Consider the following 15,030-nt stretch of genomic DNA (forward strand, 5'->3'; position numbering starts at 1 on the left):
AAGGCCCCCCATCCCCATTGCCCAAATGGTGTTCCCGTCTGGGTCATCGACACGGACCGACTTTTTCAGCAGAATCTAACTAAGGAAAACGGTTCAAAGCGGTCCATCAGCGTCTCTAAAAAGGCATACTCCAACTGTTTTTGCCGCCATAGCGCCAAAAACCGTCCCGCGTCGCCGGCCCCGATTTCATCTTTCACGGCTTGCGAAATTCGCTCGATATCCCAGAGCGTGCCATAGGCATCGAATACCACTAGCATGCTACTTCTCCTCGCGCGGCGGCTTCCACCAATAGTGATGGGCTTCTGAGGCGGCACGACCGCGATCTGCCATCGCTAACACAACCCCCGCCCCGACCGAGGCTGCCAAGTGTACCGCTTCTTGGATCTCCTCATCGCTGGCTCCAGCCCGCTTCGCACCTGCGAAGTGGCTCACCGCTCAGGGTTCGCAGTGGTAGGCCAAAACCAGCGCAAGGTGCAGAAGCTCCTTCGTCTTGGCGTCCAACGCCCCTGCCTTGTGGGTTTCCTGAAAATATGCCTGAAACTCCCCGTTTCTCATAAATCCGTCGGAAACATTCGGCATCGGATTCCCTCCCTTTTGTTACGAGCTGACTTTAGTGTATCAGCTACTTTTCGGTTCGTGTAGTTCGCGCGTTCCCACTCCTGGTGAATCCGCTATACTAGAGTCAGGGGTTGTAAGGGAGGGCGAGTCCATGACCGACTTGATAGAAGGGGTAAAGCCTCAAGTCAGGCGCCACTGGCACAGCGGCCAATGGCACATGGAAACCGGCGAGGTTGTCGAGGAGATAGCCGTCACGCTTTTCGTCAACGGTCAGGAATATGTCACGGTCGCGCTCACGCCTCTCGACCTGCGTGACTGGGTAACCGGATTCTTGGCAGGCGAAGGACTCATCGAGCACGCATCCGATATCACCGTGTTTCTCTGGCGGCCCGAAGATGGGCAACTGTGGGTTCGCGTGCCCAACGCGCCCAAACATCCCCAGAAGGGGCGCTACCTCGGCTCATGCTGCGGCCAAAGTCGTCCGGGATTTTTCGAACCAAGCGGTATGAGCCCGCTTCAAGCGCCACTCACCCTTCACGTGGAAAAACTGCAAGCGGTGTTTGGCGAGCTTAGCCGCTGGTCCCACACGCAGCACTCCGGCGGACTTCATGTGGCCGGTCTCACTAATGGCGAGACCCTTTTATTGGCCCGCGCCGATGTTGGACGCCACAACGCTCTGGATAAGCTGTACGGCGCCGCCCTGGCGAGAAACCCGATGGACTTCGGAGCCTCGGTCATTCTTTTCTCAGGCCGCTTGTCCGCAGAAATTATCTGGAAGACGCGGCTGATGGGCTGTCCCGCAATTGTCTCCAATGCAGCGCCCACCAGTCTTGGTCTTCGTTTGGCGGAGGACTTGGGCATTACTGCCGTCGGCTTTCTCCGCGACGATGAACTCAGCGTCTTCACTCACCCCGAACGGATTGTCAGCGCCCCTTGAAATCGGGTGGGCGCTTTTCCAAGAAGGCTTGCATCCCCTCTTTTTGATCCTCTGAGGCAAAAAGCAGGCTGAAGAGCCGCCGCTCATGCAGAAGCCCCACGTCAAGCGGCGTGTCCAGCGCCGTCAACACCGACTCCTTGGCGAGGCGAACCGCTAAGGGCGGCATGGCGGCAATCTCCTCAGCCAGTTGCAGAGCACGGTTGACCACCTCTTCTTTGGCCACAACCCGGTTAATGAGGCCCATAGCCAATGCCTCTTCAGCCGTGATGGTGCGGCCCGTCAGTACCATCTCCATGGCCCGCGCCTTCCCTATCGCTTTGGTCAGGCGTTGCGTTCCACCCGCTCCGGGCATAACCCCAATTTTAATCTCAGGTTGCCCGAAACGGGCGTTGTCACCGGCGATCACCATATCACAGGCCATTACCAGTTCCATGCCGCCACCCAAAGCCCAACCGGCCACGGCGGCAATGAGCGGCTTGGAAAACTTCTTGATCGCTTCCCAGCGGGTAATCTGCCGGGAATTCAACATGCTCACGGCCGTATTCCCGGCGAGCTCCCCAATATCCGCTCCTGCCGCAAAGGCACGTTCATTGCCGGTAATCACGACCGCCCTCACTGTCTCATCCTGATCGAGCGCCGTCAGTCGCTGTGACAATGCTTCCATCACTTCACTCGAGAGGGCGTTGAGAACCTCCGGTCGATTCAAGCGCAGCAGGGTCACCAACCCTCGTGATTCCTCTAAAATCACACTCATTCCCAATTCACCACCCGCATTGTGACTAGATTGCCCGCAAACTGCTGCACATCCCGTAAAGCGGCACGCCCCTCGGAAGACGCCAGCGCCGCATCCATCGCCGCCCGATTGGCAAAACGCATCTCCGCGACGATGTACCATTCGGCCGATTCGCCAGGAGCCAACGCCGACGGGTGCCCCCATTCCAGACTCAAGAGCCCCGGCATAGTACGGGCCAACGGTACATGATGATTCCGATAGTAGTCCAAAAAAGCCGCCTCGTCGGCCGGTCGTCGATAGAGCGCAAACAGAGATACCATCCCTCTCGCCTCCTTACTGCCCAACCCGGTCTATGACACGGACCGCCTTCCCCTGACTTCGCGGCACCGTACCCTCGGCAACCACCCTCAATCCCAATTTTACGCCCAGTGAGCGCGACAATTGGGATTCCAACTGATGACCCATCTCCTCAGTCAGCGCCCGACTCTCCAACTCCACCACCAAATCGCGACGGGCCGGGGTTCCCTCCCAAACCAATTGATAGTGGCCGCTCACGGCCGGGTGCGACAACAGCACCCGCTCAATTTCGCTGGGAAATACATTCACTCCGTGAACAATCAACATGTCGTCGGAGCGACCATGAATGCGACTGATTCGGACCGAGGTTCTGCCGCAGACACAGGGTTCGGGATTTACCGAGACCAGGTCGCCGGTCCGATAACGAATCATCGGCATCGCTTCCTTGGTCAGGGTGGTCAGCACCAATTCGCCCACTTCCCCGGGAGCAACGGGCTCCAGGGTGTTCGGATTAATAACTTCTACGTAGAAGAAATCTTCAAAGACATGCAGCCCATTTTTGCCATCCACACACTCAATCGCGACCCCAGGTCCGGTAATTTCAGAAAGCCCATAGATGTCCACGGCCTGAATGTGAAGCGCCTCTTCGAGACGTTTTCGCAAGCCGTCGCTCCACGGCTCGGCCCCAAAAATCCCCGTTTTGAGCGACGTGTCGGCCGGATCAATTCCCATCTTTTCCATCGTCTCGGCGACAAAGAGCGCATAGCTCGGTGTGCACGAAAGTCCGTCCGGCTCCAGATCCATAATCATCTGCACTTGGCGGTCGGTTTGACCCCCTGAGGCGGGAATAACGGCCACGCCGAGACGCTCGGCTCCGGCGTGAAGGCCCAGCCCCCCAGTGAATAGCCCATAGCCATAAGCGTTTTGCAACGTTTGACCCGGCCTCATGCCGGCCGCAGCCAAGGACCGCGCCACCACCTCGGCCCAATTGTCGAGATCATTTTGGGTATAGGCCACCACCGTAGGTTTCCCCCGAGTGCCGCTGGATGCATGAAACCGCCGCACTTGTTCTTTAGGGACGGCCAGAAGCCCCAATGGATAGTTGTCGCGCAGATCGCTCTTCTTGGTGAAGGGCAGTTCTCGCAACACCTCTTCCGCATGCGTGTCCAGGTGCGCCATCTGCGGCAAGCGCCCACGATAAAAAGGGACACGCTCGCGGGCCCAGTCAAAGGTCCAGGCAAGGCGTGTCCGCTGCAGTTCGCGGAGCCGACTCCGGTCCAATGTTTCCATTTCCCGATCCCAAATCATTCTCTTCCCCCCTCTGATCATCGTATCCCGGCACCATCAAGCGGTCAATCAAGAACCCCGCCTGGTCGTCCTGACATAACCCTGCCGGGTCGGGGAATGATCTGAGTGAAGCTCTCGTGGAAAGGGGGCAGCCTCATGGCGCAGTCTCGCACTCAGCACGCGCTGGTGTTGGGGTCCCGCTTTGGCGGGCTCGCCGTCACTAGTTGGCTTAGGCGCCTATATTCGCCGAGCCGGTTGGCCATTACCGTCATTGATCAGTGGCATGAAATGATCTTTCGTCCAGGCCTGGTCCATGCCATGGACACCGCCCCCGACACCTTAATGAGCGGCGTCACCATTCCGCTTCGCCCCTTTTGGCAAAAGCAGAAGGTGCGATTCCTACACGATACCATTGTCGGCATCGATCCGTCAGCCCGTGAGGTCTATACCGCCTCCCACGCTCCGGTGCGATATGACGTGTTGTTCATTGCGACCGGCAGCAGCCCGGGGTGGAACCTCATTCCGGGACTCGCCCTCCACCATCAAGGCATATGCGAAGGATACATGGCCCGCCATACCGCCACCTTAAACAGGCAATACCCGGAAGGGCGGTTGGTCTTTGCCACGGGTCCAATTGACGCTCCCAACGAATGGCACCCGGCCATCAACGTGGGCTGTGAGTGTCCCCTATTCGAGACGGCACTCCTTTGGGACCAGCATTTACGCCAATCCAAACAACGCGAGGCCGCCGAGATTACCGTGCTCACACCCTCGCAACATATCGTGGAAATGGCGAGTCCCGCCGTTCGGGAGCGGTTGCAGGAACTGCTTCACAAACGCAATATTCGTCTCGTGACCCGGGCCGCCTTTCAACAGGTGACCGATCGGTTCATCACGCTGGCCCGTAAGGAAATCCCCTATGACCGCATGGTTTGGATCCCACCGCAGCAAGGTTCCCAATGGCTGCGGGGATCCGGGGTGGACGATGGCCTGGGGTGGGTGCCAACCGACGAATATCTGCAACACCCCGATTGGCCGGAAATCTATGCGGTGGGCGACGTGACCAGCCATCCTTGGCCCAAAATGGGCCATGCGGCCATGGTCCAGGCACGTGTGGCCGTCCATCACTGGGCCTGGCGGGAACAACGGCAGCGAAAAAAGCCACGCCCCTATGAGCCGCAGTTTCTGTGGGTGCTGGAAGTCGGTCGAGGAGACGCCCTGTTTGTGTTGTCCAATAAGGTCTATGGCGGCAAGCGCGAAGTCATTTTGCGCGGGCGCACGTCGTACTGGGCCAAGCAAATCTTTCAATGGACCTACACCCAGACCGCCGGGGCCTTGCCCATTATGCCTTAACGAAGATTAACCCGGGGTTGCCGACCATAGCATGACCACATCGGTCTCAGGCCTATGGCGCTCGATATTGCCATAGCCCGCGTCTCGCATCCGGTCGGGCAACGCCGGGGCCCGCCTCCAGCGGCGATGCGAGTCCGCCAGCCACCGATAGGGGGCCTGTTCCCTCGCTCCTGGCCAATCGGGAGCCAACCGGCGCTGGCCCCAAAACGGCAGCCAATGCTCAAAGTACAGATGGAAGCCCCACCCGCGCCAACCGATGGGTGTATGCGTCTCCAGAACCAGCAGGTGGCCAGATCCCGTGAGGCGCTTTTGCAATTGGGATAGAATCGCGTCGGGATTAGGCTGGTCTCGCAACACAAAGGTCAACAGCACCACGTCGTAGGTCTTGTCAGAGGATTCGATCCACTCCTCGAGTGGTTGATGCAGCGTCGGAATGTGCTCAGGAACGTGCTGCAGCATGGCGGCGGAATAATCAACCCCGACCAGGTCGGCATGATCCATCGTGCGGGACAGGCGCTCGAGGAGATAGCCGGGTCCGCAGCCGACATCCGCGACCGACTCGGGTGCCCATGACTGAACCAATGCCGTGATATCGTCCATCCATCCCGGGTAGTCGCCGCGGGATACCCGAATGGTTTGGTCCACATACCGGTCTGCCATGAAGTCAAACGTCGCGCGCAAATCCTGTCTATGGCCATGATCGTCGGGATGCATACGCCCACTCCTCGCTGATGGTGGTTAGAATGCGATTGAGTTGGGCATATGATGCGACAAGCTCCCCAACTTTATGCGCAACCAAAGGCGGCGTCGGGCCATCGCCGTCAAACGGGAGTGAAAACACCCGCGCGGCCAGTGGCGTTCGGGCAATCAGGGGACAAGTCGCCCGCAATTCCGTCAACGAGGAAAGCCCCTGGGTCCGTAAAATCGTAGCCAACTCGGCTCGCGTCGCATCAAGCCAATGGGTGATGTGCTCGCTAGCTTGGCCCACGTCCAATGAGGGCGCATGATTTCGCTTTGAGCGGGCAAAGGCCATTTGCGTCGGCGGCGTCATTGGCCAATGTTCCGCCACTTGTTCGTGCAAGGCGGCAAAGAGCAGTTCTGAACCCACGGCGACCGCGTCCGCTCCCAGTGCAATCAGACGCGCGGCGTCGACCGCCCCATGCACGCCCCCCGAAACCACCAGACTCACACGGTCTCGAAATCCCGCCTGCATCAGCCATCGGTGCGCACGGTAGGCGGCGAGCGCGGTGGAAATGCCAAAGTAATCCGAAATCACGGCCGGGCTGCCGGCACTGCCGGCACCCGCACCATCTAGGGTGATCACATCGATATCCAAAGCGCACAAGAGCGCCAGATCAGATTCCAAATGCTGGCTGGCAGGAATTTTAACGCCTAAGGGACAATCCGACCGCTGGCGGCGCACTTCATCAACCCATTCTTCGATGGAATGATAGGGGGCCGCTTCGATGACCGCTTCCCCATGAACTGCCTGGATGACTCGGGGCGGCAGGTCCGCGCGATCCTTGGTGAGCCCCTTGCCGGCCTCCGAAGCCTGCCCCCATTGCAGTTCAATCATATCCGCAAGATTCCGCACCGCTGGCTGATGAGCCCACCCTCCGCGGCTCTCCTGCAAAATCCACCGTTCCGAAAACGCACGCTCCTCGGGGAGATAGGGTCCTTCTCCTGAAAGAATCGCAATGCCGGCTAAGGTGGCGGCTTGGGCCAACGCCACCTTGGTTTCAGCGCTGAGCGCAATCCCATAGCCCATGGGCGCAATCAGGATCGGCATAGCCAGGTGCAGTGGACGGCTCCGCTGAGCCCCCAGTGTCACCCTCAGGTCCACCGGAGCGTTTTGCGACCGCAGCTTGGGAACAAAGGTTGCCGGGTCAAACCCAATCGCGTTAAGCCAGTCAACCGCTGGCTTGGAACCCATGGGATGCTCTGCCGGCTGCCCAGACTCGGCCCGTTGCATCGTCATGAGGAGGTCCGCCAGCCCATGGGTGCGCATGGTGAAGAACATTTCCCACAAAGTGGATTTCGGCTTCATTCCTAATGACGACTCCACGTGGCGCCCAAGACGCCGTCCGAACCATAAGATTCCCAGCAGCGCCAGCCCCAACGCCACGAAGGGGCTGACAATTGCGAACGTCAGCATCACGAGAGGTCGTCCGTCCGGTGCCGGCGGACAACCCGAACCGACAGCAGCCAGACTATCGGCACGGCTACCAGGGTCCATAACAGCGTTGCGGGCGTGACCCAATGAAAGAGCACGGCACGCAAGTCCACGACCGACGGCATCACAATCGTGATGCCCAAAAAGAGACCGGCCAACAGTGCCGCAATGCCCCATCGAAGCCAATTCTTGGGTGCACGAAACTCACTGGTAATATTCCAAGTAAAGCAAAACAGGTGAACGGCCAAGTAAAGCACGATGCTGGACGTCCATATCATAATCACAAACGCGCCGATGCCCTTGAAAAAGAAGGTGCGCACCGATACCAGCGAAAAGGTATAGACTAAGGGCCAATACAAATGGCTCACGCCATCCGGGCCCAACGTCGACATACCCATGACATAGAACAACAGCAGCACGGCCCCCTGGCCAAGAATGGCCGCGATGGCGACCAGATAGGCGTCTCGGGGGCGTTTCCATCGGACATGGGGCGTCAGGGTCACGACAACACTCCCATTCGCGTAGAGAAACCAGGTACTGGCGACACCGACCAGCCAGGGTGCAATGTAAAAATGGGAAGACGGCAAGAGCGCGGACAAGAAGGAGACGTGAGGGAGGCTTAATGCCGTAATCAACACCAGCAACAACAAGATAATGGGGAACCAAAACTGCACCGACCGGGCCAGCGCCGACAGCGTACGAATGGCCAGCCACCAGGCGATCGCGATGATAAGAATCTCGATGGCGAGAATGGGCGTTAACGGATAGAAGAAGTTCTGCATCATGTGGCCGTAAAGGGCGAGAATAACTCCGTCGGTAAGCACGCAGGAGAGAGCGGTGATGGGAAAGACGAATCCCACGCCAAGCAGGGGCACCGCTTTCTTCAACACACCAAAAAAGGTGGTCTCCCGGACATTAAGGGCCGTGGCCACCTCCAGGGCGGTAATGCCTGCCGCAATGGCCGTGGTCGTCAACAAGGCATAGATGCCATTGGTCCGCATGTGCAGCACCAGATATTGCGGCCAGAGGTAAATCCCGCCCGCCACCACCGAGATGGCCACCAGCCATAGATACTGTCCCGGCGAAATGGGCTCCGCCACGCCGTTCACGAACTCACCCCAACCGTTGGAATGTGCATGGTAACCGTAACATGCGCGTTAATGGGCCATATCATTCCACCGTGCTTGGAGAATTCAAGACTGGATCCCGGATGCCGAAAGAGATAGTCTCTTCCCCACCCGAACGGATCCGTATGCGTCCGGTCCGCAAATTGCACGGTATCGAGGCAGGAAGCCACGAGTTGACGTGCTGCCTTCGACTCGACGACCCGAATATCTTTAGGCGTCACGGCCGTGGAAGGCGGCCACTGTGTCAAGTCCCCGTTGGCGTGAATGGTGACGAAGGCTTGGAGCATTCCGCGCCTAAGCGTCAATTTGACGCGCGCATGACTGGTGATGTTGTTGACGGTGACCTGACCCTCAGGCGTGCTATACGACAAGCTTTCCTTGATCACGTGATTGGTCAGATAGGCCCACCCCACGGTCAGACGGTGGCTTAAGAGTCGCGGCTGGCCGTTGACCGGATATACCAAAAGCTCTGAAATCCTGGTGGTCTTCGACTCATAGGGAATCACCGGCGATACCCCCGGCGTCCGCAACTTGTCCCAGACTTTCCAAGCAGGCTGGGCCAATTCCACCGGCTGGCACGCCCGGCAATCGAAGTACTTGGTCAAGTACACCGTCGGCACGGGATCTTGGACTGTGACGGGGAGCCCTGTGTTCAGTGCGGCAGAGCGCGCAAGGATATACACTGTCTTCGGCAAGATGCCCTCCCGGTTGTAGGCATTAATCACCTCGCTCAGAGTGTCGGCTGGCAAGCGGCGCGAAATCACCACATCCTCCAGCTGACCCATATAGAGGTCACGAGCTAACTGGATCTGCACCTTCTGGTATGCCCTCCCCAGCGACGCGGCGGTCGCGCTGGCTTCATAAAATTGCTGGCCCGCGGAGAGGTTGTTGAGACTATTGATCGTCACAGCCGGATTGGGAAAGTAAAACGTCCACTTTAGCCGCTGATTCGGCGCCGGCTGAACGGATAACACCAACGCCGACGCCCGATTGGCCATGGAGAGTTCATCCCAGCAGCCGCTGAGGAGAACCATAAGCACGCCCAGCAAGGCCCCCGCAATCATTTTTTTCACGGCCGCGACCCCATTTTCCCTTTTTGAAGACGGGGATGGGTACTGACCGTCTCGTGCTGCCGCCACCACCGCCGTGGTGAGCGCGGGCCCGTCCATCGACGATCCATGGTTGTCCAGGGCATACGGATGACTCCATCCTTCCAGTCGGCCACTCTGAACGGCGCCCACGGCTCTAAATACGGCGTCCCAAAGGACTTCATATCCACCAGCACCCCGATAACCCCGATGGTGACCAACGCAATGCCCAAAATCCCGAAATAGAGAGCGGCCACCAACATTAGGAACCCAATGGCGCGCCAGGTTCCCGTCAGCTCATACACGGGCGTCGAGAACAGGCTCAAGGCGGTCAGTGTCATGATGACAATAATCTGTGTGTCTACCAATCCGGCCTTGACAACCGCGGTGCCCACCACGATGGCCCCCACTGTGCCAATGGTGGTGCTTAACACCTTGGGAAGCCGTAAGGCGGCCTCGCGCAAGGTCTCAATGACTAAAATCATCAACACCACTTGTACAGACGGCGGAAACGGCAGTCCAACGTTGCTGCCTTGAAAAATGATGAACAAGGAGGTGGGCAGAATGGAGGGGTTCACTTGCGCCAACGCAACAAATATTGCAGGCAAATAGATCCCTAACAGCCACCCCATGAAGCGGATAATCCGCACGAAGCTGGTATCCACCCAACTGCTGGAATAATCCATTACGGTGCGATAGAACTCGATAAGCGGGGCTGGCGCGATCAACACAAACGGATCTCCGTCCATCAGGATGACAACCGCCCCCTCAAGCAGCCGCCACACGGCCATGTCCACCCGCTCGGTCTCCCGGATGGTCGGGAAAATCGATCGGGGATGGTCGCGAATCAGTCCCCCAATTTGCGTAATCGTCACAACGCCGTCCACATCTATTGCCTTAAGACGCTCCTCGACGGTGGTCACCAAGGCGGGATTGGCGATGCCCTCTAGATAAGCCACCGACAGTTTGGTGCGCTGCACAACCCCGATCGTGTAGTCTTGGAAACGCAGGGCCGGTGAGCGCAACCGGTGGCGAATCTGGGTTTTCTGGGTCACCAACACCTCGGTAAAGGCTTCCTCGGACCCCCGGACCGCCATCTCGGTTTGCGGCCGTCCAATGCTGCGCTGAGGGTATTTGACCGTATCCACAACCCAGACGAAGGGCACCCGCGGGGCAAAAATGAGGGTATTGCCTTCGACCAGCTTTTGCAGGATGTCGGTCCAAGTTGTCGCCTGGGTGACATCGACCGGCGTTACCGCTGTCTCGTTCCATAAGTCCGGCCGCGTCGTCGTCTTCAATAGGTGTTCGATAATGTCCTGATCAACCATTTGGGTTTCGGAGATGCCGTCGAGACACACCACCAGCACCTGTTCGCCGGGCAAGGAGGGAACCTGGAGATAGCGCATCAAGACATCCGAGTTTTGGCCAACGCCGGCTTTAAGGCGCTGATAGGCGGCGGGAACGTCGGGCACATACTGATCGACCGACGCCATGGGATCCAGCGCCAAGACTTCCGTCCAACTGTTGAGCTCCTGATGCAGGCGTCGAATGTCGCTCATCAGATCTTCTAATTCCCCGTACGGGACGTTTTTGCCGAGCTCGCTCTCCATAACCTGAGCATCTCCCACCCGACCCACCATTATCCAGGCTAAGGAGACGGGCTAGGCGTGACGATCATATGAACCCGTATAAGAATACGCGAGCTTACCCAATGCGAATCCATGGCATGGAGGATAATTCATTTCCCTTCTGGGGACAGGATGCGAATACTAGCCATCATCCCGGTCAATTACATGGCCGTTTCGTTATACTAAGAAGGTAAGACGAAGGGAGAGGAGAGCATCAAGGGACAATATCGTTGGACAGTTTTGCAATCGAATATGCGGCGCATGATCCGCGAACCCTGGTTGATGGGGCGCCAATTGATGCTCTGGGTGGTCCTGGGGGGACTGACTGGAACCTTGGTGGGCGTGGTCGTCACCTACTTTTTGAAGCTATTATTCTGGTCGATCGCCCAGACAGGCCACGTGGCCACCATTGGCATCATGGTGGCACTGCCGTTGGGCGGCTTAGTGACCGGCATGCTGATTCACTACGGTGCCCCTGATGCCGCTGGACACGGCACCGAGGCGGTGATTCGCGCCGTGCACCGGCAATCCGGGAAAATCAATTGGAAGGTGGCGCCCATCAAAGCGATTGCCACCATTACCACCATTGCCCCGGGCGGTTCGGCTGGTAAGGAAGGGCCATCGGCGCAAATAGGCGCTGCCGTCGCCTCAGCGCTGGCGGATTTGTTCCGCTTCTCGCCAGCCCAGCGGCAACGCATCGTCATCTGCGGCATTGGCGCCGGATTCGCCTCCGTGTTTGGAACCCCGGTGGCTGGCGCCATTCTTGGCATCGAAGTGCTGGCTATCGGCGACCTCTGGTACGACATGTTGCTGCCATCGTTCGCGGCCGCGACCATGGCTTACCTGACATCGCGGTGGCTGGGACTGACTTGGAATTACCCGGCTCCGCACCTGGTCCCCCAGGTCGGGTTAAGTTTTTTGGGCCGTGCTGTCGTGATCGGCATCGCCGCCGGTCTTGCCGCTTATCTTCTGGTCTTATGGATGGACGGACTGCACCATTTCATGGGCCGACTGAAAGACAGGCGCCATTGGTGGCCCCCGCTCTTCCCCACCATTGCCGGCGCGGCCCTAGCGCTGTTGGTGCTGGTTGTGGGACGGGAATACAGCGGCCTCTCGCTCCCACTCCTGACCCGGGCGCTGGGGGGAGGTTCTGTGGCCGGCCTGGCATTTTTGTGGAAGATTCTTTTCGTGGGCATAACCCTTGGCTTTGGCATGAGCGGCGGCATCATCACGCCCTTATTCGTGATTGGTGCGACGCTCGGCTCTATGCTGGCTGGACCACTCGGCCTGCCGCCATCGGTTGGAGCCGACATCGGGCTGGTCGGGGTAACCGCTGCCGGGGCCAATGCGCCGATCGCGGGAATTTTGATGGGACTGGAACTGTTTGGAGCTCAGCTGGCTCCGGAGTTTTTGGCCGCTGCGGTACCGGCCTTTATTCTCATTGGCAACCACAGTGTCTACCCCAGTCAGCGAGTGCGCCTGCAAAAGTCCCCGTGGGTTCCCATTAAAACGGGGGTGGCCCTGGAGGATTCCGACATGTCGGCAGAGGACAGCAGCCTAGAGCGAAAACGCAAAGAAGGTTAACTAAGTCTGGCATACTTGCCGACCGATACGGCCACGTTAATCCCTTGTAGGAGGGATGTGGGTGGCACATTCGGTCGGTTTTTATTACTCGGTCCTCATCTGGGCGGCGATTCTCTATGGCGCCGGCGTTGCGTTTAAGTTCGGCAGCCTTTTTCTCTATGAGGCATTTATGCCTTGGGTAACCGATGAGCCGGTCAAGAAAAAGCCCAAGCCCCATCCTCCTCGCCCAGCCGTTCTTTTGTGGTGGTGGCTGGGTGCCTACCTCATCCTCTCGGGGCTGGCCCAAATTCCCCCTGTGGTGGCGTTAATGCCCACCCATCTTATGCATAATTTACCCCTGGTATTGGCCCAACGAAGCCTGGGTCGTGCGATGGTCAACACCTGGCTCAGGGGCTTCGGCATCCACCCGATTATGTACAACATCCTAGTTTTTATGATTGAGGCGGTGCTGGGGCTGTTTTTGCTCACCGAACGCGGCACGCCACTCGGACGGGTAACGGCTGCCATATCGGTGGCATGGGGTCTCTTCATCGCCATTTTTCCGGAAGGCATCGGATTTCTTTTCTCCTGCCGAAACTCTTGGTGGAGCGGGGCTCCGGGACCCGGGTTTTTGCTGGCGGGCTTGTCGCTTCTCTTGGTTCTGCCGGATCGGGGATGGGAAGCCCGATACGGCCGCATCCTGCAAGGCGCCTGGATTGCCCTCTGGGCTATTGGGACACTCGTGCAACTCACCTTTTTCTCCTCCCAGCGGCTGGCTTGCCTATTTCCTACCGGCCCTCACCTTGCCGAACCGTCATTTTTGTGGAGCACGATTCGGGCCTTGCACCAAGCGGCCGCACGGGATCCATTGGTCCTCAATCTGGTGCTCACGGTTTTAACCGCCCTTATCGGTATTTTGGGCCTCCGTCCCCGCTCCACCCTGTCCTTGGTGGCAGCCCTGGTTCTCTTACTCGCCCTCTGGTGGCTAGGGCAGAATATCGGCCTCAACGCCGGATTCGCCCTTATGTTGAATAGCGCCCCGCTCTGGGCGGCCGGGTTTGCAGCCCTCCAGGCATCCATTCATGGACGCGCGGGAACCGCGTCCTGATGAAACAGTTCATGAATGGCTTCGGCCAAGTCGTGGACGGCATAGCGTTCTTCCGCCAGGGTATTGTTGGGCCCCCCCACTTCAATCATCAAGTCGGCCGGCATCAACTGCTGATTGTATCGATACGGCACCATGTCGATGCCGTTTCCCTCCAAAATCCCTGGCGCCAGTCCCTTAAGCGCACGGGCCAATTTCAGTGCCACTTGCAAATTTTCGTGCCAATAGGGGTTGGGCAAAAGCTTATTGGTACCCACCACCAATAAAATTTTGGCCACCTTATGACCGTGAATGTTCGCCGGACCCACATTGTCAGGCGCGCGATGCAGATCGATGAGCATGCGGACGGTGGGGTACCACTTGAGGAGTGTTTTCGCCGTGTAATACGACTTATTATAGCTGGCCAGCACCCCTTCTGACATGTTGTCCACCCGCGACTGCACCACCGAGAGCCCCTCCCGGTGAAGATCTTCCGAGAGCCACCATCCGACCTGCACGATGGTCTTAGACCAGTCGGTGGAGTAGGCCGTGCTTGACCCCGCCGCCACATAGGGCCAAAAGGATTCATGGCTGTGAGTTTGGTAAAGGCCAACCTGCGGGTCCTTGCCCAATTCCGCCCAAACCCGTCCACCGGCTCCGGGCAACGACTTGTCCACCGCATCCTGCTCTTTGGGGCGCGGCGCCTTGGATGGATTCGCCGTGGCGACGCGATGGGTGGGAGGCGTGACATGGGGCAAGGCCGCCAGTTGGGGAATTTCCATGGCCAGCAGTCCCTTGAGACTGGTGATATGCACGCCTGATACTTCCGTCAATCCTGTCGTCAGCAAGTCCCGTACATGCATGGCAAAATTGCTAGGATTCAACGTCAGCCCAATTAAGGGGATGCCGTCGTTAATCCAAGCCTTGAGTGTGCTCTCGGGCGCCTTCAGGCCGGCAATGCCGCGATCCATCCAAGATGGCCTGTCCGACACGGGCCGGCTGCTCACCGGGAGCGTGCCGGGATTGGCCGGCACCCGCCAGAGCACCAGCCCCGCCGCTAGCAATGCCACGCCATACAGCGTGGCGCTTGTCCACGGCATGCGCCGGACACGCCGCGGTCGCTTCCCACGCCAGTATTGCTCTTTTTTGATACGGCGAAGCCAAATCACCGCCGGATGACGCCAACGTGCCACGTTGAATCC

At 58.6% G+C, this 15,030-nt stretch carries 16 protein-coding genes; 4 read left to right on the forward strand and 12 right to left on the reverse strand.

The genetic code is table 11. The features are described from left to right. Positions 1-65: 65 nt before the first annotated feature. Genes HIJ39_RS02285 through HIJ39_RS02295 form a run of 3 tightly spaced genes read right to left on the reverse strand, consistent with a single transcriptional unit; the run spans position 66 to position 579 of the window. Positions 66-257 (reverse strand): HAD family hydrolase, encoded by a 192-nt coding sequence (locus HIJ39_RS02285; RefSeq protein WP_169096294.1) that lies wholly within the window; start codon positions 255-257, stop codon positions 66-68. Position 258: 1 nt separating this feature from the next. Further along, complete coding sequence (locus HIJ39_RS02290; protein ID WP_169096296.1) at positions 259-432, reverse strand: carboxymuconolactone decarboxylase family protein; 174 nt, start codon at positions 430-432, stop codon at positions 259-261. Between the two features lie 3 nt (positions 433-435). Beyond that, complete coding sequence (locus HIJ39_RS02295) at positions 436-579, reverse strand: carboxymuconolactone decarboxylase family protein (RefSeq protein ID WP_169096298.1); 144 nt, start codon at positions 577-579, stop codon at positions 436-438. A gap of 130 nt (positions 580-709) precedes the next feature. Here HIJ39_RS02295 and fdhD point away from each other — a divergent pair, with 130 nt between their 5' ends. Then, positions 710-1,495, forward strand: coding sequence for a formate dehydrogenase accessory sulfurtransferase FdhD (gene fdhD / locus HIJ39_RS02300; RefSeq protein ID WP_169096300.1), 786 nt, complete (start codon positions 710-712; stop codon positions 1,493-1,495). On the opposite strand, the gene HIJ39_RS02305 is transcribed toward fdhD, so the two are convergent. From HIJ39_RS02305 to HIJ39_RS02315, 3 genes are read right to left on the reverse strand one after another with little or no spacing between them, the layout of a single operon-like run. Further along, complete coding sequence (locus tag HIJ39_RS02305; RefSeq protein WP_169096302.1) at positions 1,482-2,249, reverse strand: enoyl-CoA hydratase-related protein; 768 nt, start codon at positions 2,247-2,249, stop codon at positions 1,482-1,484. The genes fdhD and HIJ39_RS02305 overlap by 14 nt on opposite strands. Next, complete coding sequence (locus HIJ39_RS02310; RefSeq protein ID WP_169096304.1) at positions 2,246-2,548, reverse strand: EthD family reductase; 303 nt, start codon at positions 2,546-2,548, stop codon at positions 2,246-2,248. Before HIJ39_RS02310 ends, HIJ39_RS02305 begins: the two co-directional genes overlap by 4 nt. A 13-nt stretch (positions 2,549-2,561) precedes the next feature. Beyond that, the gene (locus HIJ39_RS02315; protein ID WP_169096306.1) at positions 2,562-3,833 is read right to left on the reverse strand and encodes a phenylacetate--CoA ligase family protein; all 1,272 of its coding nucleotides are present in this window, start codon (positions 3,831-3,833) and stop codon (positions 2,562-2,564) included. Between the two features lie 135 nt (positions 3,834-3,968). On the opposite strand from HIJ39_RS02315, the gene HIJ39_RS02320 reads away from it, so the two are divergent. Next, positions 3,969-5,165, forward strand: coding sequence for an NAD(P)/FAD-dependent oxidoreductase (locus HIJ39_RS02320; protein ID WP_169096308.1), 1,197 nt, complete (start codon positions 3,969-3,971; stop codon positions 5,163-5,165). 6 nt (positions 5,166-5,171) lie between these two features. Here HIJ39_RS02320 and HIJ39_RS02325 read toward each other — a convergent pair whose 3' ends face one another. Genes HIJ39_RS02325 through HIJ39_RS02345 form a run of 5 tightly spaced genes read right to left on the reverse strand, consistent with a single transcriptional unit; the run spans position 5,172 to position 11,163 of the window. Beyond that, positions 5,172-5,879: a methyltransferase domain-containing protein gene (locus HIJ39_RS02325; RefSeq protein ID WP_169096310.1), complete on the reverse strand. Its 708-nt coding sequence runs from the start codon at positions 5,877-5,879 to the stop codon at positions 5,172-5,174. Then, positions 5,854-7,320, reverse strand: a complete 1,467-nt coding sequence (locus HIJ39_RS02330) for an FMN-binding glutamate synthase family protein (protein WP_169096457.1) — start codon at positions 7,318-7,320, stop codon at positions 5,854-5,856. The genes HIJ39_RS02325 and HIJ39_RS02330 overlap by 26 nt, the downstream gene beginning before the upstream one ends. Further along, entirely contained in the window at positions 7,320-8,447 is a 1,128-nt protein-coding gene (locus tag HIJ39_RS02335; protein WP_169096312.1) for a GerAB/ArcD/ProY family transporter, read from the reverse strand. Before HIJ39_RS02335 ends, HIJ39_RS02330 begins: the two co-directional genes overlap by 1 nt. Continuing rightward, the gene (locus HIJ39_RS02340) at positions 8,444-9,529 is read right to left on the reverse strand and encodes a Ger(x)C family spore germination protein (RefSeq protein ID WP_243239296.1); all 1,086 of its coding nucleotides are present in this window, start codon (positions 9,527-9,529) and stop codon (positions 8,444-8,446) included. Before HIJ39_RS02340 ends, HIJ39_RS02335 begins: the two co-directional genes overlap by 4 nt. 5 nt (positions 9,530-9,534) lie before the next feature. After that, positions 9,535-11,163 (reverse strand): spore germination protein, encoded by a 1,629-nt coding sequence (locus HIJ39_RS02345; RefSeq protein WP_243239288.1) that lies wholly within the window; start codon positions 11,161-11,163, stop codon positions 9,535-9,537. Between the two features lie 279 nt (positions 11,164-11,442). Here HIJ39_RS02345 and HIJ39_RS02350 point away from each other — a divergent pair, with 279 nt between their 5' ends. Together HIJ39_RS02350 and HIJ39_RS02355 are read left to right on the forward strand one after the other, a co-directional pair. Next, positions 11,443-12,765, forward strand: a complete 1,323-nt coding sequence (locus tag HIJ39_RS02350) for a chloride channel protein (RefSeq protein ID WP_243239289.1) — start codon at positions 11,443-11,445, stop codon at positions 12,763-12,765. Positions 12,766-12,826: 61 nt separating this feature from the next. Continuing rightward, positions 12,827-13,852 (forward strand): hypothetical protein, encoded by a 1,026-nt coding sequence (locus tag HIJ39_RS02355; RefSeq protein ID WP_169096316.1) that lies wholly within the window; start codon positions 12,827-12,829, stop codon positions 13,850-13,852. On the opposite strand, the gene spoIIP is transcribed toward HIJ39_RS02355, so the two are convergent. Further along, positions 13,825-15,021, reverse strand: coding sequence for a stage II sporulation protein P (gene spoIIP, locus HIJ39_RS02360; protein WP_338055058.1), 1,197 nt, complete (start codon positions 15,019-15,021; stop codon positions 13,825-13,827). The genes HIJ39_RS02355 and spoIIP overlap by 28 nt on opposite strands. Positions 15,022-15,030: the final 9 nt, after the last annotated feature.

Source organism: Sulfobacillus harzensis, assembly GCF_012933365.1.
GTDB classification, from domain to species: Bacteria; Bacillota; Sulfobacillia; order Sulfobacillales; family Sulfobacillaceae; genus Sulfobacillus_B; species Sulfobacillus_B harzensis.